16 protein-coding genes and 1 riboswitch are annotated in these 21,489 nt (G+C 63.0%); of the genes, 15 read left to right on the top strand and 1 reads right to left on the bottom strand.

Annotated elements, in window-relative coordinates; translation table 11 throughout:
• Window positions 1–2 precede the first annotated feature (2 nt).
• From PV407_RS06250 to PV407_RS06275, 6 genes are all read left to right on the top strand, one after another.
• The gene (locus PV407_RS06250) at window positions 3–2,621 is read left to right on the top strand and encodes an exo-rhamnogalacturonan lyase family protein (protein ID WP_332089034.1); all 2,619 of its coding nucleotides are present in this window, start codon (window positions 3–5) and stop codon (window positions 2,619–2,621) included.
• Between the two features lie 6 nt (window positions 2,622–2,627).
• Window positions 2,628–3,326, top strand: a complete 699-nt coding sequence (locus PV407_RS06255) for a DUF1961 family protein (protein WP_332089035.1) — start codon at window positions 2,628–2,630, stop codon at window positions 3,324–3,326.
• Window positions 3,323–4,513, top strand: a complete 1,191-nt coding sequence (locus tag PV407_RS06260) for a rhamnogalacturonan acetylesterase (protein WP_332089036.1) — start codon at window positions 3,323–3,325, stop codon at window positions 4,511–4,513. Before PV407_RS06255 ends, PV407_RS06260 begins: the two co-directional genes overlap by 4 nt.
• Before the next feature lie 185 nt (window positions 4,514–4,698).
• Window positions 4,699–5,571, top strand: a complete 873-nt coding sequence (locus tag PV407_RS06265) for a sugar phosphate isomerase/epimerase family protein (RefSeq protein WP_332089037.1) — start codon at window positions 4,699–4,701, stop codon at window positions 5,569–5,571.
• A gap of 2,045 nt (window positions 5,572–7,616) precedes the next feature.
• Window positions 7,617–8,468, top strand: a complete 852-nt coding sequence (locus PV407_RS06270; protein WP_332089050.1) for an RNA polymerase sigma factor — start codon at window positions 7,617–7,619, stop codon at window positions 8,466–8,468.
• A gap of 47 nt (window positions 8,469–8,515) precedes the next feature.
• On the top strand, window positions 8,516–9,517 hold the full coding sequence (locus tag PV407_RS06275) for a hypothetical protein (RefSeq protein WP_332089038.1): 1,002 nt from the start codon (window positions 8,516–8,518) through the stop codon (window positions 9,515–9,517).
• Window positions 9,518–9,625: 108 nt separating this feature from the next.
• Here PV407_RS06275 and PV407_RS06280 read toward each other — a convergent pair whose 3' ends face one another.
• Complete coding sequence (locus PV407_RS06280) at window positions 9,626–11,464, bottom strand: ABC transporter substrate-binding protein (protein WP_332089039.1); 1,839 nt, start codon at window positions 11,462–11,464, stop codon at window positions 9,626–9,628.
• 124 nt (window positions 11,465–11,588) lie between these two features.
• Here PV407_RS06280 and PV407_RS06285 point away from each other — a divergent pair, with 124 nt between their 5' ends.
• The 9 genes from PV407_RS06285 to cobD form a co-directional block, all read left to right on the top strand.
• The gene (locus tag PV407_RS06285; RefSeq protein ID WP_332089040.1) at window positions 11,589–11,798 is read left to right on the top strand and encodes a hypothetical protein; all 210 of its coding nucleotides are present in this window, start codon (window positions 11,589–11,591) and stop codon (window positions 11,796–11,798) included.
• Between the two features lie 116 nt (window positions 11,799–11,914).
• Window positions 11,915–12,128: riboswitch (cobalamin riboswitch) on the top strand.
• Window positions 12,129–12,366: 238 nt separating this feature from the next.
• Window positions 12,367–13,341 (top strand): ABC transporter substrate-binding protein, encoded by a 975-nt coding sequence (locus tag PV407_RS06290; protein WP_332089041.1) that lies wholly within the window; start codon window positions 12,367–12,369, stop codon window positions 13,339–13,341.
• Window positions 13,338–14,378: a FecCD family ABC transporter permease gene (locus PV407_RS06295; RefSeq protein ID WP_332089042.1), complete on the top strand. Its 1,041-nt coding sequence runs from the start codon at window positions 13,338–13,340 to the stop codon at window positions 14,376–14,378. The genes PV407_RS06290 and PV407_RS06295 overlap by 4 nt, the downstream gene beginning before the upstream one ends.
• Before the next feature lie 4 nt (window positions 14,379–14,382).
• Window positions 14,383–15,213: a heme ABC transporter ATP-binding protein gene (locus tag PV407_RS06300; protein WP_332089043.1), complete on the top strand. Its 831-nt coding sequence runs from the start codon at window positions 14,383–14,385 to the stop codon at window positions 15,211–15,213.
• 880 nt (window positions 15,214–16,093) lie between these two features.
• A complete protein-coding gene (gene cobT, locus PV407_RS06305; RefSeq protein ID WP_332089044.1) occupies window positions 16,094–17,149 on the top strand; it encodes a nicotinate-nucleotide--dimethylbenzimidazole phosphoribosyltransferase in 1,056 nt (351 codons plus the stop codon).
• A 421-nt stretch (window positions 17,150–17,570) separates the two neighbouring features.
• Window positions 17,571–18,131, top strand: a complete 561-nt coding sequence (cobU, locus tag PV407_RS06310) for a bifunctional adenosylcobinamide kinase/adenosylcobinamide-phosphate guanylyltransferase (RefSeq protein ID WP_332089045.1) — start codon at window positions 17,571–17,573, stop codon at window positions 18,129–18,131.
• Between the two features lie 346 nt (window positions 18,132–18,477).
• On the top strand, window positions 18,478–19,467 hold the full coding sequence (gene cbiB / locus PV407_RS06315) for an adenosylcobinamide-phosphate synthase CbiB (protein WP_332089046.1): 990 nt from the start codon (window positions 18,478–18,480) through the stop codon (window positions 19,465–19,467).
• Window positions 19,440–20,252 (top strand): adenosylcobinamide-GDP ribazoletransferase, encoded by an 813-nt coding sequence (cobS, locus tag PV407_RS06320; RefSeq protein WP_332089047.1) that lies wholly within the window; start codon window positions 19,440–19,442, stop codon window positions 20,250–20,252. Before cbiB ends, cobS begins: the two co-directional genes overlap by 28 nt.
• A gap of 21 nt (window positions 20,253–20,273) precedes the next feature.
• Window positions 20,274–21,489: threonine-phosphate decarboxylase CobD (cobD, locus tag PV407_RS06325; protein WP_332089048.1), on the top strand; the 1,216-nt coding region annotated here is incomplete at its 3' end.

Genomic DNA, 21,489 nt, shown 5'->3' on the forward strand with positions numbered 1-21,489 from the left:
AGATGACGGCAGACCGCTGCGTCAAATTGCGTTGGTTGGACGGGGAGCCGCATGTCGCCGCGGGCGTAACGTGGGGCGTCCCCTGGAAGGAAGGCGAGCTGCGGCGCGACGGGACGTTTTCGCTGCTCGGCGAGTCGGGAGAGCCGGTAGCCGTGCAAAGCTGGCCCGCCGCGTTTTGGCCGGACGGCAGCGTCAAATGGTCGGCGCATGCGGCGGCGCTTCCCGCCGGAGGACCGGACGGCTACACGCTCGTGAAAGGGGAGCGGGCCGACGAAGGCGCGGGCGGCGCGGAGATCGTTGTCGTATCGGAAACGGAGCAGACCGTCGTCGTCGATACGGGACCGATCGTCTGCACGCTGAACAAGCGGGGCGGCGACCTGATCGCGGGCGTCGCCCGCGGCGGCGTTCCGGTGTGCGCCGGCGGCAGGCTGATCGCCGCGAAAGAAGAAACGTTCGTCACGTCCGGCGTGCGGACGGCGAAGACGATCCGCTGCGAAAGCCGGATTTACAAAACGACCGTAGAGTCGCGCGGCCCGGTGCGCGCCGTCGTCAAAATCGACGGCCGCCACCGCGCGGCCGGCTCCGGGACCGGGGCCGGGGCCGAATGGCTGCCGTTTACGCTGCGCCTTTATTTTTATGCGGGCAGCGCCTCCGTGAAAGCCGTCCATACGTTTTTTTACGACGGCAATCCGCATCAGGACACGATAACCGGCATCGGCTTCGCCTTCGACGTGCCGATGCGCGGGCCGCTGTACAACCGGCACGTCCGGTTCGCCGGGGACGACGGCTTTTTCGCCGAATCGCCGAAATCGCTTCATACGCGCCGCACGCACGGCAAGTACAGCGAGCTGCACGAGCTTCAGCTCGGGGGCGAATCCGTCCGGCTCGACGCGCAGGAGGATGCGTATTTCGCCGGCTTGCTCGACGAATCGGCCGTCTGGGACGACTTCAAAATCGTCCAGGACAGCTCCTCGCATTACCGCGTCTCGAAGCGGACGAAGGCGGAATGCTGCTGGCTCAAGGCGGCGGTCGGCCGCAGGGCGGGCGGGCTCGGCTACGTCGGCGGGGAAGGCGGCGGCATGGCGGCCGGCGTGCGCCATTTTTGGCGGAAGCATCCGGCGTCGATGGAGGCGTTGCATACGGCGAAGGACAGCGCGGAATTCCGGATCTGGCTTTGGTCGCCGGACGGGCCGGCGATGGATATGCGCCATTACGATACGGAAACGCATGTGGAGTCGGCGTACGAGGGCGCGGAGGAGCTGCGCGCGACGCCGTACGGCATCGCCAATACGAACGAGCTGACGTTCTGGTTCGAGGATCGCACGCCATCGGCGGAGCGGCTGTCCGGACTGCTGCGCGAGAACGGTTCGCCCGCCTTGCTCGTTTGCGAGCCGCGGCACTATTACGAGGCGAAGGCGTTCGGCATTTGGAGCTTGCCGGACCGCGGCAGCCCGATGAAGGCCTATCTGGAAGACCGGCTCGACGGCATTGTCGATTTCTACAAGGAAGAGGCGGACGGCCGGGACTGGTACGGCTTCTGGGATTACGGCGATTTCATGCACAGCTACGATCCGGTGCGTCACGTCTGGAACTACGATCTCGGCGGCTGCGCCTGGCAAAATACGGAGCTGGCGGCGAACATGTGGCTGTGGTACATGTTTCTCCGCTCGGGCCGCGCCGACATATTCCGTCTGGCCGAAGCGATGACGCGGCATACGAGCGAGGTGGACGTATACCATTTCGGCGAATACGCGGGACTCGGCTCGCGGCACAATGTCGTGCATTGGGGATGCGGCTGCAAGGAAGCGCGCATCGCGATGGCCGGGCTGCACCGGTACTACTATTATTTGACGGCGGACGAGCGGATCGGCGACGTGATGGACGAAGTGAAGGACGCCGATTACGCGACCGTCCGTCTCGACCCGATGCGGGCTTATTTTCCGAAAGACGAGCATCCGACCCATATCCGGGTCGGCCCGGACTGGGCGGCGTTCAGCTCGAACTGGATGACGCGCTGGGAGCGCTTCGAGGACGAGGCTTACCGCGACAAGCTGCTCGTCGGCATCGACTGCATCAAGAAGGCGAACTTCCGGCTGCTGTCCGGGCCGACCTACGGCTACGAACCGAAGACAGGCGTGCTGACGCCGATGGGCGACGACAACTGGGGACGGCATCTGGCCATTTGCATGGGCGGACCGCAGGTGTGGTTCGAGCTGGCGGCGATGCTGAAGGACCCGCAGTGGGAAAGCATGCTCGCCGAGTTCGGCGTCTTCTACAATTTGCCGAAGGAGGAGAAGGAAGCGGTCTCCGGCGGGGCGATCGGCCATAAAAGCTTCGGCCATCCCGTGCTCGGAACGGGCATCGGCGCATACGGCGCGGCGTATGCGAAGAACGGGGCGTCCGCCCGGTCGACATGGTCGATCCTGCTCGGCAACGCGTACGCCAGGACCGATTTGCGGCGCGAGGCGAGAACGCGGACGCACGTAAGGACGACGCGCGAAATCGATTGGATCAATACGAACGAAGCGGCGCAATGGTCGCTGAATACGATTTTGAGCTTGGAGCTCATTCCCGAGGCGCTGCCCGAGCGGCTGCCGGAAACGGGCGAAAGGAGTCGATAGGCGAAAATGGAAAACGGGGCATGGACGCTCATCTACGATAATCCGCTGTCGTCCGCGAAGGACGTGGAACGCTTCCGCCTGGAGGGCGATGCGGCGGTTACGTTTCCGCTCGGCCGGATGAGGCTCGAGTCGACCAGAAGCGAGGAGGAAGGGCAGAAGGCGAACTTCGTCTTCTGGTGCCCGGTGACGTTTCCGGCCGACATCGCCGTCGAGTGGGAGTTTTGGCCGGTTCGCGAGCCGGGGCTCGCCATTTTGTTTTTCGCCGCGACGGGGGCGGGCGGGGAAGATTTGTTCGATCCGCGCCTGTCTCCCCGCAGCGGCCCGTACGAGCAGTACCATCACGGCGACATCAACGCGCTTCACGTCTCCTATTTCCGGCGAAAATGGGCGGAGGAGCGGCGTCTGCATACGTGCAATTTGCGCAAAAGCTACGGGTTTCACCTCGTCGCCCAAGGCGCGGACCCGATTCCCGGCGTGGCCGACGCGACCGGCCCTTACCGCGTGCGCGTCGAAAAGTCGGGCGGCGCCGTCCGCTTTTCGATTCAGGACGTGCCGGTATTCGCCTGGGAGGACGACGGCGCCGCTTACGGCCCCGTGCTGCAAGGAGGCAAAATCGGCTTCCGCCAAATGGCTCCGCTCATAGCGGAATACGCCAACTTGAAAGTTTACGCCAAACGGCCGGAGCGAGGGGAGGAGGGCGGATGAACGTCAGTCTTTCGTTCGCGCTCGATTTCGGAGAGGCGGGCGGGGAGCGCCTCCCGCAGCGCCTCCCGCAGCGCCCGACCGGTGACGGGCCGGACCGGGGATTCGGCGGCGATGCGATCCGGGTCGGCCATGACGAGGCGTACGATAGCTTGCGCGGCTGCGGCTTCGCCGATGTCGAGGAGCCGTCGCGCAACGAAGATTTGCGCTGCAGCTGGCCGGGGGAATATTTCGCGCCGCGGCGAAAATCGTTTATCGCCGACGTGCCTTACGGCAATTACGAAGTCGCCGTGACGTTCGGCGGCGCGGACGAGCCGGTCGCGCTGTCGGCGAAGGCCGGTCCGGGCATGCTGATGCTTCGCGATTGCGCCGCCTTGCCCGGTCGGGCCGGGACGGAATCGTTCGCCGTCCACGTCGCCGACGGCCGGCTGATGCTCGCGTTTTCCGGCGCGGCGGGCGTCGTGGGCGTACGGATCGAAAGGGCGCCGCGGCTGCCGACTTTGTTTCTGGTCGGCGATTCGACGGCGGCCAACCAGACGTCCGGCCAGTATCCGTTCGCCGGATGGGGGCAAATGCTTCCCCATATGCTGACGTCCGGCGTGGCCGTAGCGAATTGCGCGCGGTCGGGCAGAAGCTCCAAAAGCTTTATCGAGGAAAGCCGGTGGAACGAAATCGTCCGGAAGCTGCGTCCCGCCGATTACGTGCTCGTGCAGTTCGCCCATAACGACGAGAAAACCGGTCCGGGGGGTACGGAGCCGTTCACGACGTACAAGCAATATTTGCGGCGGTATATCGAGGATGCGCGGCGGCGGTCGGCGATTCCGATGCTGGCGACTCCGGTGCACCGCCGATTTTTCGACGAGGCGGGCCGCCTTACAAATACGCACGGCGATTATATCGCCGCGATGAAGCAACTGGCCGAGGAGGAAGGCGTGCCTTGCCTCGATTTGGCCGACCGAAGCAAACGGTATTTCGAAGAGCTGGGCGAGGAAGGAACGAAACCGATCTTTATGTGGACCGAGCCCGGGGAATACGACGGCTTGCCCGAAGGGACGAAGGACAACACCCATTTCTCGCAGCGCGGCGCCGCGGAAATCGCCCGGCTCGCCGCTTCTTGCATTCGCGAGTCGGGAATCGAGCCGCTGTGCAGGCACGTGCGCCCGCTCGATCGGCCGTCCTCCGCTCCGTAACCGCGCCGCGGCTCGGCCGTGTCGCATTTCTGCGGTTTACAGGAGGCGCCTCCGTTCGATAGGATGGACGTAAGCCCCGGGAGCCGCCTGTTGCCGCCGGATCGATTTTCCGGCTCCGTCGGCAAGACTCCTTCGCCCGAATGCCGGGGCCGCGCTTTTCGTACATTTTGTCGCGAGGTGATCGGATGAAAATCGGCCTTAGCACGTACAGTTTGTTGAATGCGTTGAAATCCGGAGACATGACGGTGCTGGACGTCGTCGAATGGATCGCGGACCACGGCGGCGAACATATGGAAATGGTGCCGTACGGTTACACGGTCGCAGACAATCCCGACTTGGCGGATGCGATCCGGGAGAAGGCGAAGGCGGTCGGGATCGAATTGTCCAACTACTCGATGCCGGCGAACTTCGTCCAGGAGACGGACGAGGCGTTCGAGGAAGAAGTGCGGCGCGTCAAGCAGCACGTCGACATTGTGCACCGGATGGGCGTGAAGCATATGCGCCACGACGTGACGGCGTTTACGCTGCCGCCGGAGAAGATGACGATCGCCTGGTTCGAGGACAGCTTGCCGCTCATCGTCAAAGGAAGCCGGATCATCGCCGATTACGCCGCCCGGTACGGCATCACGACGACGATCGAAAACCACGGGTTCAGCGTGCAGGCGAGCGACCGCGTCCAACGCGTCCTGCGGGCCGTGGACCGCCCCAACTTCAAGACGACGCTCGACATCGGCAACTTTATGTGCGTCGACGAAAATCCGATTATCGGCGTCATGAAAAACATACCGTACGCGTCGCTCGTTCACGTCAAAGATTTTTATTTCAGGCCGTACGACGAGCCCCCCGGGGACGGAGCCTGGTTCAAAACCGCCCACGGCAATTTCCTCCGCGGAGCGATCTTCGGGCACGGCGACATTCAGGTCCGCAAAATCGTCAAGCTGATCAAGCAATCGGGCTACGACGGCTACGTGACGGTCGAGTTCGAAGGGATGGAAGAGTGCAGAACCGCTTCGAAAATCGGCATGGACAACTTGCGCCGGTTGTGGCAGGAAGCGTAAGCCGGTGAGGCGAAGCCTCCGAATCCGCACGGGTTCGGGGGCGATCCAATAGCCCGAGTTTGACCCAACATCAACATGTACGACGCGAACGAAGATCGACTGCCCGCGAGCGCGGGTCAACAGCCTGCTGCACGCGAACCGGCAGTCCGAGCGCGATCCAACAAGTTCGCGTTAAGCATGGCGCCAAGCGGTGCGGGGGCGCACAATAAGCGGAAAGAACGCTATAGCATGGAGCGAGTGGCGCCTTTCGTTCCCGCGACCGGCGTATCCTCATGCCGTCGGGCCGCCGAATCGAACGAACGGGAAAACCTCCCGTTCGTTCGATCCCCTAAAGGTGTCGTTTCGAATGACCGGGAAAAGCTCCCGTTAAAATGGCGTCGAATCGGCGAAAAGCGCGGTTTGGACGAAAGTAGCGGGATGTTTTCCCGTTGTTTTTCGCGGAAACGGGAAACGACCGAAAATAACGGGAACATTTCCATCAAGTCTCCCGCTCCGCTGCCGATTCGGCGTGCAAAAAGGTTCGGTTTGTGCAGAAAGGATCGTCGCTCTGACGGTCTTTTTTTAATAGTAAAGAATCGCGGTATTCGGATGATGAAAATGTTGACTTTATCGATGCTGCGGACGAAGGTTCGGGAGTGCAGGCCTCCTTACAGTTTTGGAAACGGAGAGGACGCTAAAGCTTGGGGCGAGCAGCGCCTTTCGTTTCTGCGTCCGGCTTCTCCGTATCCTGCCGGGCCGTTGGAATGGAACGAACGGGAAAACCTCCGGTTAACCCGCTCTTCTATAGCTGTCGTGGCGTAATACCGGGAGAAGCTCCCGTTAAAACGGCGTAGTATCAGCGAAATGAACGGTATGGACGAGTTTATCGGGATGTTTTCCCGTTGTTTTGCCCGGAAACGGGAAACGACCGAAAATAGCGGGAACTTTTCCATCTCGCTTTCCCCGCTCCGCTGCCGTTTCGGCCACAACCAAAAAGGTTCGGTTTGCGCAGAAAAGATCGTCCTGTCCCGGCCTGTGCTTAACGGAGCGGTTCTGCTGCCTGCGGCGGGAACGGCGATAGCGGCTCGGTTGACCTGCGCCGGCGTCGTCGGGAGTTGGAGCGGTTAGCGGCATGCGGCGGCGGTGGCGGGACGGGCCCCAAGTCCAAGAGTCTAACGGACATGGCGGCCGCTAATGAATCTCATTTCGGCATATTTTTTTTCCAACGGACGCAGGCGCGGCTATTTGGTGAAAAAACCCCTTTTGGACGGCGGTTCGGAGCAAATAAGCGCAGGTGGTGTCCGTTACGATTGGGGAACGGCCGATTTTCGCGAAATAAGCGCCGTGGCGTCCGTTACGTTTCGGAAGCCGACTGTTTTATTCTTTACCAAGAACAAGCTACCGATAAAACACGGATGTACATCATCGAAAAGGCTTCGATCAGAAGCTTTTCTTATGGGATAGAACGAATAACAACCGGGCGGATCCGGGTCCATGTCTAACGAATCGGTATAGGCTTATCGGCGGAAAAACGATCGTTTTTTCAGGCTAACGAATCCGGACAAATCCGGACATCGTTATCGAGCCGAAAATGGGACAAAACGGTCCGATTTGCCGGCAATAGCGATACCGGAGTTCGTAAACAAACTCGCCTCCTCCGCTTTCGGCTCCGATAAGGTTTGCTGGGTTCGTTAGCCGTCGACAGACGTTTTTCTTACGTAAGCGTCCGCCGGCCAGTCGTCCTGCTTCGGAGGAGACCCGGGGAGCTTCGCGAGCGGGGACGTTACTGTCGTCGTTCGGTTGGTCTGCCGCGAAATCGGGACCGGTTCGAACCGAGTCGGCCCCGATCGTTCAAGCCTCCTCCCTGCCGGGACCGCCGCTCCACGACGGGGACCCGCCCGGCCCGAATAATAGTTTAAAAGGGAAGCGTTTTCCATTATGATAGAAATGATCTGGATCTGAATTCCAATTATAAGGACGAAACGCGGTACGGGACGTCGACGATAGATTTTCGCTTCGCCGGGCATCGGATGCGTAAGAGGGGAAGGAGGAAGCAAAACGTGAGCATGCGGCTCGAAAGCGAAAACAAGCCGCGGCGGACGCAAGGCGGGGAAGCCGAAGGCGGCGAAGCGGCGGCATGGGTGCGGGAGCTTGGCGGCAATGGCGGTCCGGCGCGGAAGCGGGACGGTCTCGCCGGCGGTCGGAGAGAGGCCGACCGCGAGCTCGTGGAACGCGCCCGCAGCGGCGACCAGGAAGCGTTCGGAGAGCTGGTGCGCGCGCATCGCGCCGAGGCGTACGGCTGGGCGCACAAAATCGCGCAGGACGCCTACTTGGCCGAAGATATCGTGCAGGATGCGCTCATCCGGGCTTTTCTGCGCCTCGGCACGCTGGTCGATGCGAGCCGCTTCCTGCCCTGGCTGCAGCGGATCATCCGCAACCAGGCGTATATGAAGCTGCGCCGCGGCGGCCCGTTCGGCAAGGAGCGGCCGTTCGCCGGATTCGCGCCGCAGGGGGCGGACGGCTCCGATCCGGGAGGCGACGCCGATTCGGTCGATTGGGGGGACGTCGACCGGATTTTGTTCCGGCTGTCCCGTTCCGCCGCCGAGGAGGCGAGGATTCACGGCGATCCGGCCAAAGGGATGCTGCGCCGCGAGCTGTACGACAGTCTCCGCGCGCTGCTGCACTGTCTGAGCAAGCGGGAACGGGACATCTTCGAAGCGCATTTCTTCGGCGAGCTGTCGCCCGCCGAAATCGCGAGGCTGTTCGATACGACGACGGCAAACGTGTATAACCTGCTGTCCCGCTCCCGAACGAAAGTGCAGAAGGAGCGCATCCGCGTCTCGATTCGCCTGTACGTGCAGCGCCGCGCCGAGCTCGGGCTGAAGCGGGTCAACATTTTGCCTCCTCCCCGGCTATAGGGGCGGCCCCCCTCTGCTCGATTTCATATTCGGAGGAGGTTTACCGCATGAGCGATACGACGACGAAAGACTGGACCAAGACGTGGACGTCGGCCGCCGCCGCAATCCACGGCGCGCTCGCTTATACCGACAAAAGCCACTACTCGCTCGTGGACGTGATGGGCATTACCGGGCACGCGTTCCGGATCAATATCGACCCGATCCGCATCGACGTGGCCGGGCCGACGATGTTTCCCGGCGGCTACTTGATCCGCCGAAATTTATGCAATCTCGGGTTTATAAGCAGCTTGTCCGATACGGAGAAGCCGTTTTCCCCCGAAAAGGTCGAGAAGGTGATGGCGCTTATCCAGCAATCGGTGGACCGGGGCGTTCCGGCTATTTCGTTCGATCTGTTCATTCCGGAGTTCGGGCTTATTTACGGCTACGACGACGACAAGCAGCTGTTTTACGCCAAAGACGTGTCCAAGGAAGGGACCGTTACGTACACCGACTTCGTCGAAAGCCGGAACATGCTGTGGGTGACGACGATTCACGAAAGCTTGCCCCACTCGAAGTACGAAACGCTCCGCATGGCGCTCGACATGATCGTCGACCATGCCCGGGGACGGGAATGGCAGCATATTTTTCAAGGCAAGTACGTCATCGGCCTGGCCGGCTACGAAGCCTGGATCGCCTGCATGGAACGGCGGGAGGCCGACCCGTTCGGCAACGCGTACAACGCGGCCGTCATCGGCGACGCCCGCGAATTCGCGGCGCAATTTTTGCGCGAGCTGGTCGTCCGCTGGAACGGAACGAACGTCATCGAGCGCACGGTGCGAAAAATGGCGTCCGAAGCGGCGGCGCATTACGAGCGGACGGCCGTCGCGTTCGCCGAGCTGCGCGGGATGTTTCCGTTCCCGCAAGGCGGACGGCCGGACGAGCCGGAGCAGGCGGAACGCGCGGTCCGGCTGCTGCGAATCGCCCAGGAGGCGGAAACGTCGGGCGTGGAGGTGCTCGAGAAGCTGCTCGGCTTCATGAAGGCGTACTGGTCCGAGCAGTGGATCCATTAGCTTCGGGCGCGGCTTTCTCCTTCTTCGGCCGGAAGCGACCTATGACCGCAGCCGACCGCAAAAGCCGGATTCGTTCGCGAATCCGGCTTTTCGGGCTTCGGCGCCGTTTTAACCGCCCGCCTTCGTTCGTTCGTCCTCGTCCGTCGTCGCGTCCGGCCCCGCAACCGTCTCCGTATCGTGCTGAAACCAGAGGTGCTTGAAATCGATCCAGCCGAGCGTGTTGAACTGGGCGCCCTTGACCGAAGGGTGAACCGACGTGCTCATCTTTTTGTGCAGCAGAAACAGCAGCGAGCGCTCTTCGCCGTGCAGCCGTTCCAGCTCGCGCAGCATCGCCCTGCGCTTCGCTTTCGACGGCTCGCCGAGCACGGCGGCGATCGCGCGGTCGCATTTCGCCTTCATATGCTCCGCCAAATGGATGCGGATAATGCTTTTGTCCGACCGCCAGCTTTCGATCTGCGTCACTTCGTCCTCGTCCAATACGTTTTGGAACAGCATCCCGTCCGCCTCCGGCCAATCTTGCAAAGAAAGCAGGTTCAGCCACGGCAGCGTCTCGACGACGACGTTGACGCCGAACTCCCGGTACCGCCGCTGCAGCCATAGCGCGTCCTTCACATGCTTCTCGCCGGTCAGCAGCCTGAACGGCTCGCCGTTGTAGCCGGCTTGCCGGAGCAGCTCCGCGCCGAGCTCGGGGTCCGAGACGAAATCGTCGCCCGCCTCATCCGGGTCGGCGATAAAGCTTTTGGCCGGCATCGTCCGGTCGCCTCCGAGCTCCGCGATCATCCGCCGCCGGTCGGTCAAATGGTGCAGCGCATGACGGAAGGCGAAACTGCGCTGGGGGCCGTCGCGATTCATGTTGAACGTCATCAGACTGCACCCCGATACGATCGTCTCCTGCTGCGCCCAGCTCGGATGTTTGGCCGGCGATTCGTGGCCGAAGACGATTCGATCGAGCCGCGGCTCCCGGATCGTTTCGCAATCCGGCGGAACGACGATCATTTCGACCCGGTCCAAATGCGCCCTTCCTTGAAAATAGGGCAGAAACGCCTCCAGCACCAGGCGGCTCGGCTGGTTGATCGTCACCATGAACGCCCCCGTCCCGACCGGCTCCCGTCCGAACCGGTCCCCCTTCTCCTCGCAGACGTCCCGCGGCACGATCGACGCCGTCGCGTTGCTGACGAACCGGAGAAACAAATAGTTCGGCGCCCGAAGCCGAATGCGAAGCGTCGTCCGGTTGACGGCGACGATCCGTTCGATATCGCGGAACAAAGGGCTGGGGCCGCGCAAACGCCCGAACGTAAACGCGGCGTCGTCCGCGGTCATTTCCCGCCCGTGATGAAACTGCACCCCTTTGCGCAAATAAAACGTCCACGTCATGTTCGCCTCGTCGGCTTCCCAATGATGGGCGAGGCCGGGGACGAACGTTTCCGCCACGCGGTCGTACCGGACGAGCGTGTCGAACACTTGATTGATAATATGCATATCGAGCGCCGAAAACGTCACGATCGGATCGAGCGAGTAGATCGCCCAATGGACGGGGAAGCGCAAAACTTCCACCGCCTCCCGTTCGGATCCTTCCGCTTTGTAGCCGAAATATTCGGACAGCCAATCGCCGAATCGTTCCTTCGCGGACGTATCGTCCCCGTACCGGCGAATGAGCTCCAGCGCGCCCGGAACGTCGCCGCGCTGCGCCACATGCTTCGCGTTGTCGATCAGCATCCGCGCGCGGTCGACCCGGAACGTCAGCGCCGACCGGTTGCCGCGCCCCCGCCCGGGCGTCCACGAGATCCAGCCGCACTCGCACATTTTGCGAATGACGAGCTTGGCGTTTCGCTCGCTGCAGTACAGCTTGCCTGCGACGTCCCGGAGCGTTACCCCGATCGGCTCGTTGTCGGGCGCTTCGGGGTAGGCGCGGCGCAGCAGCAAATATTGTTGGGAAGCGTAAAGCAACGGCGCTCACCTCGCTGTTTGAATGAAAAAAAGGGGAAATGAAGTACATCGATTATACCCTTTTTTGCCTCTTTTGACGACCGTACAATGGCGGTAAAGGAAGCGTAAGAGGAGTGAGGGTCCTATGCATCATCGCAAACCGGAAATGATCTACGAATTCGAGCGGGAGCGGCTGGCGAACGTCGGTCGGGACGATTGGAACGACGGCCCGGGCGGGGAGACGGAAAGCGCCGCCGCGGGTCGCGGACGGAAGCGGGGCGTCGTCGGAGCGGCGGCCTTGGCTTGCATTTTCGCGGGGACGGTCATGGTCGCCCTGAGCTTGTTCGGCCGGTAGCAGCGGCGGCCGCGTCGAAAGGGGAACCGCGCCGCTGCAATACCTATTGCCAGCGGCCCGGATTTGGCCTATAATCGATCCGTAAGCCAGATGCCCGTCCGCATGGTTTGTACGCCATTTATAATAGGCCAACAGGTGCCCGAACGACGCCGTCGATCGGGTTAAAAGGGAAGTCGGTGCGAATCCGACACGGTCCCGCCACTGTGAAATAGGAGCTTTCTCACGATGCCACTGTCCGCCGAGCGGACGGGAAGGCGAGGAAGCGGCGCCCGCTTGATTGCGGCCGGCGCGCCTATGAGTCAGGAGACCTGCCTGCTTGGTAAGCCCCAAGGAATCCTTCGAGGAAAAGGAGCCGGCTTATTCGGGAACGTTGTCTGCTTCTCGCCGTTCGGCGGTTGCCCGTATTCGCTGTGAACGCCCCTGTCCTTCCGAGGACGGGGGCTTTTTGCTTGCGAAGGCGCGGGAACCGGAACAGGCGTTCAATGGGTTCAGGTACGGGTTCGGTTCGGGTTCAGGTTCAGGGGAGATTCGGGGTACAAGGATCGGGGCAAAAAAAGGAGAGATCGAGATGAAGAAGCTTGGCGTGCTGTCGCTTGCCATCGCGCTCGCGCTGACGGCAGCGGCGTGCGGATCGACCAAAACCGAGGGAGTCAAGGAGCCCGCGCAGGCGTCGCCCGGCGGAACGGCCAAAGCCGGCGGCGGCGCGGAAACGGGGAAGAAAACGGTATATCCGCTTACGGTCAAAGACAGCTCGGGCAAAGAATTTACGTTCGCCAAAGCGCCGGAGCGCATCGTTTCTCTGTCGCCGACGGAGACGGAGGTGCTGTTCGCGCTCGGACTCGGCGACAAAATCGTCGGCGTGTCCAATCTGGACGATTACCCGGAAGAGGCGAAAAGCAAGCCGAAAATGGGCAACCTGCAGGGCAACCCGGAAGCGATCATCGCGGCGAATCCGGACATCGTGTTCGCGGGTCTGTCGCTGAACAAAAATTCGGTGGCGAAGCTGAACGAGCTGAAGCTGAATTTGTTCCAAACGAATCCGAAGACGATCGACGAGGCGATGGAGCGCATTTTGCTGTTCGGCCGCATTACGGACAAGCAGGAGCAAGCCGAGAAAGTCGTCGCGCAAATGCAAAAGGAGAAGCAGCAGGTCGTCGACGCGCTCAAAGGGCTGAAGCCCGAGCAGAAGAAAAAAGTGTACATCGAATTTTCGCCCGGCTGGACCGTCGGCAAAGGCGAATTTTTGGACGATATGATCACGCTTGCCGGCGGGGTGAACGTGGCGTCGGATTTGCAGGGCTGGAAGCAAATCAGCGAAGAAAAAGTGATTCAGCAAAATCCCGACGTCATCTTTTTCGCGAAAGCCGTCCCGGATCTGGAGAAGACGATTCGCGGCCGCAGCGGGTGGGATAAAATCGCCGCGATTCAGGCGAACAAGGTGATCGCGCTCGACGACAATTTGCTGTCGCGGCCCGGCCCGAGAATTACGAAAGCGTTGGCCGATATGGCCAAAGGGCTTTATCCGGATTTGGTGAAGCAATGAAACGAACGTTATTCGGCTGGGGAGTAGCAGGCTTGCTGCTCCTTCTTGTTTCCGTCGTCGTCAGCTTGTCGCTCGGCTCGGCGCACATTCCGATTCCGCAAGTATGGGGCATCCTGGTCAAGCAGCTGCCTTTCGTCGGAGACACGGTGCAGGCGACGTGGCCCGCTTCGTCGGAGCAAATCATTATGAAGGTCCGGCTTCCGCGCATCGTGCTCGGGGTGCTGATCGGCGGGGCGCTATCCGTATCCGGCGCCGGCTTCCAGGGCGTGCTGCGCAATCCGCTGGCCGATCCGTATACGCTCGGCGTCGCCTCGGGGGCGTCGGTCGGCGCGGCGTTCCTGATCATGTTCGGGCTTCACTACGCGATATTCGGCATGTGGTCGATTCCGATCGTCGCGTTCGGCACCGGCATGGCCACGCTGTGGGTCGTATTCCGGCTGGCCGGCGTCCAGGGCAAGTTTCGCACGGAAACGGTCATTTTGTCCGGCGTCGTCGTTTCTTCCTTTTTAAGCGCGATCGTGTCGTTTATGGTCGCTTTGAATTCGGACCGGATCGTCAACGAAATTTTGTTTTGGCTGATGGGCAGCTTGTCGCTGCGGGGCTGGCCGTATACGACGGTCGTTTTGCCGTATCTCGCGGTCGGCGCGGCCATTTTGATCGCGTACGGGCGTCCGTTGAACTTGTTCACGCTCGGCGAACGGCATGCGGCGCATTTGGGGGTGCGGGTCGAGCGGACGAAATGGGTCGTCCTGCTCGTCTCGACGGTGTTGACCGCGGCCGCCGTTTCGGTATGCGGCGTCATCGGTTTCGTCGGGCTCATTACGCCGCATTTGGTCCGGCTCATGGTCGGCCCGGATTACCGGCTGATCATTCCGCTATCGCTGCTGTTCGGGGGCATTTACGTGCTGTGGGCCGATACGCTCGCCCGCATGGTGCTCAGCCCGACGGAAATTCCGCTCGGCGTCGTCACCGCGTTTTTGGGCGCGCCGTTTTTCGCCTATTTGCTGTCCAGGCAAAAGAAAATGCTGAAAGGTTGATCGTATGATCGAAGTAAGCGGATTGTCGAAATCGTTCGACGGCAAAAGCGTGCTTCACGACATTTCGTTTTCCGTGAACGAAGGCGAAACGCTGGGGATTATCGGGCCGAACGGCAGCGGGAAGTCGACGCTGCTGAAGCTCGTCTCCGGCGTGGACCATCCCGACGGGGGCGACGTGCGGCTGAACGGCAAGCCGGTTCGCGCCTATTCGCGCAAAGAGCTGGCCCGCTGGCTGGCCGTGCTGCAGCAGGACGCGCTGCCTCCGGTCGGCTTTACGGTGCGCGAGGTGCTGGAGATGGGCCGGTATCCGTTCCAAAATTGGCTCGGCGACGAACCGGAGGACAGCTCCGGTTTGATCGACGGCATTTTGGAGCAGCTGCGTTTGACGCCGTTCGCGGAAAGGACGCTCGAGCATTTGAGCGGCGGGGAGCGGCAGCGCGTCGCGCTCGGCAAAGTGATGGCGCAGCAGCCCCGGCTGCTGCTGCTCGACGAGCCGACGACGTACCTCGATATCGGCTACCAGATGCAGATGATGGACACCGTCCGCCGCTGGCAGGCGGAGCAGCGGCTGACCGTCGTCGCCGTTTTGCACGATTTGAACTTGGCGGCGCAATATTGCGACCGGCTGCTGCTCGTTCACCGCGGGCGGGTTGCCAAAATCGGCACCCCGTGGGAGGTGCTCGAGCGATCGCTGATCGTGGACGTTTACGAAACGGAGCCGATCGTCGTCGAGCATCCGGTAACCGGAGCTCCGCAGCTGCTGCTGCAGCCGGGAGCGGGCATGCCGCTGCCGGGGAGCGGGGCGGAGCGGACGGAGGCGTCGGCGACGCGGTAGGCGGGAACGGCCGGATCGTGAGCGAAAGAGCGCTATCCGGGCGGATTGCGCGGCCGCTCGCTGGAATAGTGCGCCTAAGCGCACTAATCGTGCGTCGGCGGCGACGTGGAGGGGCGGAAGCGGCGGGATAGTGAGCAAAAGAGCGCTATCCGGTCGGGAATGGGCGGCTGCACGCGGGAATAGTGCGCCTAAGCGCACTATTCGTGCATTGGCGGCGCCGCGGCAAGGCGGAAGCGGCGGGATAGTGGGCGAAAGAGCGCTATCCGGGCGGATTGCGCGGCCGCTGGCGGGAATAGAGCGCCTAAGCGCACTAATCGTGCGTCAGCGGCGTCGCGGCTAGTCGGAAGCGGCGGGATAGTGAGCGAAAGAGCGCTATCCGGGCGGGAATGGGCGGCTGCTCGCGGGAATAGAGCGCCTAAGCGCACTAATCGTGCGTCGGCGACGCGGTAGGCGGGAACGGCTGGATCGTGAGCGAAAGAGCGCTATCCGGCCGGATTGCGCGGCCGCTCGCGGGAATAGTGCGCCTAAGCGCACTAATCGTGCGTTTGCGGCGTCGCGGCAAGGCGGAAGCGGCGGGATAGTGAGCGAAAGAGCGCTATCCGGGCGGATTGCGCGGCCGCTGGCGGGAATAGAGCGCCTAAGCGCACTAATCGTGCGTCAGCGGCGTCGTGGAGGGGCGGAAGCGGCCGGATAGTGGGCGAAAGAGCGCTATTCGGGCGGGATTGCGCGGCTCTCGCGGGAATAGAGCGCCTAAGCGCATTATTCTTGCGGTGAGAACTTAGCTATCCCGAACCTTCCGCTCTCTCGGCCGCCCTGCCGTATCTGCGCGGGAGACGGATGGGCCGTATTCATAGTAAAATAGCATAAGGAGGAATGCAGGATGGAACGAACCGTCGTTGAACGTACGGTACGGCGCATCGGCGCGTTGGACGAAGCCGCGATGCGGGACGCCGAGCGCAAGCTCGACAGGTTGACGAAGCCGCCGGGAAGCTTGGGCCGGCTCGAAGAGATCGCCCGGCAAATTGCCGGAATGACCGGCGAATTGAATCCGGACCTGTCCCGCAAAGCGGTCGTCGTCATGGCCGGGGACCACGGCGTTTGCGCGGAAGGCGTCAGCGCGTTTCCGGCGGAGGTGACGCCGCAGATGGTGCTGAACTTTTTAAACGGCGGGGCGGCGGTCAACGTGCTGTCGAGACACGCGGGCGCCGACGTCGTATGCGTCGATATCGGGGTGAACGCCGATATGAGCCATCCGGACCTGCTCGTGCGCAAGGTCGGGAAAGGTACGGGCAATATCGCCGCAGGTCCGGCGATGTCCCGAGCGGAAGCGGAGCAGGCGATCGCCGTCGGCATCGACGTCGCGGAAAGCTTGACGGCGCGCGGCTACCGGCTGCTCGCGACCGGCGAGATGGGCATCGGCAACACGACGCCGAGCTCCGCGCTGCTCGCGGCGCTAACCGGCGCCGAAGTCGAGGCGGTCGTCGGCCGCGGAACCGGCATCGGCGACGAGGCGCTTCGCCGCAAGCGGGACGTGATCGCCCGCGCGCTGAGCGTCAATCGGCCGGATGCCGACGACCCGCTGGACACGCTGGCCAAAGTCGGCGGCTACGAGATCGCCGGCCTCGTCGGCGTCATCCTCGGCGCGGCGGCCAGCCGCTGTCCGGTCGTCGTCGACGGCTTCATCTCGTCGGTGGCCGCGCTCGTCGCTTCGCGCATCGCCCCGCTCGCGAAAGGGTACATGCTGCCTTCGCATTTGTCCCATGAGCAAGGGCACCGGCTGCTGCTGGAGCATCTCGGGCTGCGTCCGATTTTGCAAATGGACATGCGGCTCGGCGAAGGAACGGGAGCGGTCATGACGTTCCCGATCGTGGAAGCGGCGATGAAGCTCATGAACGAGATGGCCACGTTCGAGAGCGCGGGCGTTTCGGAAAAGTGACCGGGGATCGATCGGAGCAGGACGGACAGATGCGCATACCGGTGTTTATACGGTGTTGAAAGTTGGCCGAACTCGAAGTTACGGCAGCGGTATTGAGTTTGCCGCACCGGGGCGCCGATAGCGTTAGTTTGGATATTAAGCGTTGTCTCCGGTGTCGCCCGGTACTTTTAGCGTACGTTTGGGACTCTTATTCGGTATATCTCGGCAAGGAAGGCCATTAGCAATCTTTAGGGACTTCTATTCCGGCGAAAAACCGGCTTTTCGCGGAATTTGCCGAAATAAGGGTCTCCGAAGACTCTTCACGTCGGTTAGCGCCGCTAACCTTTCATCCTAGAAGACGTTAAAGACCTTTAATACGCCGGCGGATTCGCCGGGTCGGCCCGGCTTCGGCGACGGGGCCGTCAGAGAGGAGCGCGGCGCTATGCGCATATTTGTAACAGGCGGCGCCCGAAGCGGAAAAAGCTCATTCGCGGAACGGTATGCGACCCGTCTCGGCCAAAGAGGCGTCTATATCGCGACCGCGCAGCCGTTCGACGACGAAATGGCGGCGCGGCTCGCGCTGCACAAGCAGCGGCGCGACGAGTCGGGTTACCCGTGGACGACCGTGGAGGAGCCGCTCCATATCGCGGCATGGCTGCGCGACCACGCCCCGGAGCCCGGGGAAGTCGTATTGATCGACTGCTTGACGCTGTGGCTGTCCAACTGGGTGCTGCGCTCCGAGCAGGAGCCCGATATGGAGCGGCGGGTCGGCGAGCAGCTTGAGCAGCTTGCCGAGGCGGTCGGCGCATACGAGGGGAATGTGCTGCTCGTGACGAACGAAGTCGGCAGCGGCATCGTGCCGGAATACAAGCTCGGGCGGGTGTACCGCGATTTGGCCGGCAGGATGAATCAGCGGATCGCGGGGGCGTGCGACGAAGCGTTTCTCGTCACGAGCGGCATTCCGGTCGAGCTGAAACGGTTGGCGTTTCGGTTCGACGACTAATCTACGAGTTGCTCGGGGCGCCAGTTTGTTGAACCGGCTGTAACGAACCGTACGAGCGCTAAGAAGGCTAAAACGTATCGTTTAACGATGGCAACGAATCGTGGAAGCCTTATTCGGGACAAACGACTCCTTGAAACGGTTCGACACTCCAAATAGCGATTCCTCGGTTCGTTACAGCGTCGAGAGGGAGAAAACGGGCCGAATAGCGACGGCTCGGTTCGTTAGCGTAACGGCCGGCGCAGAGCAGCGCGAGCCCCGCCGCTTATGCGCGCATGCTTCGGCCATCACAACATCGCTCCAAACCATAGGATAACCAAATCGAACTGCCGCCAAGGAGGGGATCGCGATGCTGCTGTACAGTTGGGAACAAACCGCATGGATGGCGCTGGCCGCGATCGCGGTCGATTGGCTCGTCGGCGATCCCCGTTGGCCGACCCATCCGGTCATCTGGATCGGACGGCTCGTCTCGCGGCTGGAGCGTCTGCTGCGGCGCGGGGAAGCGGCCGGAGCGAGATCGCCCGGACGCGTGCGGCTGACGGGCGTCGCCTTGACCGTGCTGACGGTCGGGGCGGCTTTTTCCGTTATGCTCGGCATCGTGCTTGTATGCGACCGGATTCACCCGTGGCTCGGTTATGCGGCCAACGTATGGTTCATATCGACGACGCTTGCGGTCAGGGGGCTCAAGGACGCGGCGATGCTCGTCTACCGGCCTCTGGCCGCTGGCGATCTGCCGGAAGCGCGCAAATACGTCGGCTACATCGTCGGCCGCGACACGACCCGGCTGGACGAGCCGGAAATCGTCCGAGCCACCGTCGAGACGGTCGCCGAGAACACGGTCGACGCCTTCGTCTCGCCGCTCGTCTTCGCGCTGCTCGGCGGCGCTCCGCTGGCGATGCTGTACCGCGCCGCCAATACGCTCGATTCGATGGTCGGCTACAAAAACGAGAAATACATGCATTTCGGCTGGGCTTCCGCCCGGCTGGACGATGCGCTCAATTACGTCCCGGCGCGGCTGACCGGCTTGCTGATCGTCATCGTCAGCCTGCTCGGCCGCGGGCTGTCCGCCGGCAGGGCGGCCAAATCGATATGGCGCTTCGCCTCGCTGCATCCGAGCCCGAACAGCGGCATTCCCGAGTCGGCGACGGCAGGGGCGATCGGCATCGAGCTCGGCGGCCTGAACCGGTACGGCGACGTCGTCAGCGACCGCGCGCGCATGGGCTGGCCGCTTCGCGAAAAAAAACGCGGCGACATTTTGCTGACGATCCGGATTTGCTACGGGGTGAGCTATTTGGCGGCGGGAGGACTGTTATGCGCGATTATCGCAAATATGTGGTGACCGAGCTGCAAGCGTGCGCCGCGGCGTTCCAGTTTATGACGCGGATTCCGGTCAAAGCGCAGCTCGATTACACGGACGACTTGTTCCGGCGAAGCACGGTCTATTATCCGATCGTCGGTCTCGCCATCGGCGGCATGCTGGCGGCGGCAGGCTGGCTGCTGGCCCTGGTCCTTCCGGCGGCGCCCGCTTCGGTGCTGACGCTCGGCCTGTGGGCGGCGGTAACCGGCGCGCTGCATCTGGACGGCTTGATGGACACGGCCGACGGCCTGCTCAGCCACCGGTCGCGGGAGCGGATGCTGGAAATTATGAAAGACAGCCGGGTCGGCGCGATGGGAGTCGTCGCCGGGGCGCTGCTTCTGCTGCTGAAGTTCGCTTTGCTTGCGGAGCTGCTTCCGCGATCCGGCGATAGTATCGCGTTCCTGGTTCTCGCCCCGATGTGGGGCCGGTGGTTCGTCGTATGGGCGATCGCGGGCTGGCCGTATGCGAGGGAAGGACAAGGGGGGCTCGGCGGCTTGTTCGCGGCGGTGACCCGGTCCGAGGCGGGAGCGGCAACCGCATGCGCGGCGGCGGCCGGTCTGCTCGTCCTGCTCGCGTTCGGTTTTGCATGGTGGGAAGCCGTCGTCTGGACGGCGGGCGCGATCGCCCTTGCCGGAGCACTCGGCTATGCGCTGGCGCGCGCGATGGCGCGCAAGCTCGGCGGGCTTACCGGCGACACGTACGGCGCGCTGATCGAGCTGCTCGAATGCGCGGTGCTGCTAGCCGCTGCGGCGGCGGCCAATTGGTAAAGACGGAGGAGGAACGGCGAAATGTTGGAGCGTTACGGGCACGGCGGAGATTTGACGACGGCGGAAGCGGTATTCGGCAAACCGTCCGACCGGTTTCTCGATTTTAGTTCGAATATGAATCCGCTGGGGCCGCCGGACATCGTCGGCAAGCTGCTGGCCGAAAAGTGGCGGGAGCTGGCCCGGTACCCGGACCCGGCCGTGCGCGGGCTGCGGCGGACGATCGCCGCGCGTTACCGGATACCGGAGGAAAGCGTGCTCGTCGGCAACGGAGCGGCCGAGCTGATCGATTTGACGGTACGGGCGCTGAAGCCGCGCCGCGTCGGCTTGGCGCGTCCGTCGTTTTCGGAATACGAAGAGGCGGCGCTCAAAATCGGGGCGTCCGTCGTCGATATTCCGCTCACGGAGGCGGACGGCTTCGCCCTTCGCGAGCAGCCGGTCCGGGAGGCGGCGGCCGCGTGCGACCTGCTCGTGCTCGGCCATCCGAACAACCCGACCGGGCGGCTTGCCGACCCCGATATGCTGAAACGGCTCGCGCGCGACCGGGTGCCGCTCGTCGTCGACGAGGCGTTCGTCGATTTTGCGCCGGACGAGCGGTCGGCCAGCCTGATCCGGCTGGCGGCCGAGTCGGAGCGGCTGTTCGTCATCCGCTCGATGACGAAATTTTTCGCCATACCCGGCATTCGACTCGGGTTTATGGTGGCGCATCCGGACGCGATACGGATGCTCGCCGGGCTGCAGGTGCCGTGGAGCGTCAACGCGATCGCCCAATGGATCGGGGAGGCGGTATTCGAGGACGGCGATTTTGCCGAACGGACGCACCGCTGGCTCGCGGAGGAGCGTCCGTGGCTGGCGGACCGGCTGCAGGCGCTCGGACTGCGCGTTTATCCGAGCGACGTCAATTTCCTGCTCGCGTCGCTGCCGGACCGGTTCGGCTTCGGCGTCAAAGAGCTGCAGCGGCGCATGGGCGAGAAAGGCGTGCTCATCCGGGACGCGTCGCTGTTCGCCGGACTCGGCCCGGCTTATGTTCGCGTCGCCGTGCGGCTGCGGGAAGAAAACGCGGTGCTGATCGAGCGGCTCGGCGAGGCGCTGGCGGAACTGGCGGCGGAGCGGGACAACGTCGCGGCGCCCGTGTCTGCGTCTGAGTCCGCGCCGCCCGCCGCGGCGCCAACGCCCGAGGCCGCCGCATCCGCGCCCGATACCGCGCCCGCCGCAGCGCCGGACCACTCCCCCGCCCGCG

This window comes from Paenibacillus sp. GYB003 (assembly GCF_036577625.1).
GTDB lineage: Bacteria > Bacillota > Bacilli > Paenibacillales > NBRC-103111 > Paenibacillus_AB.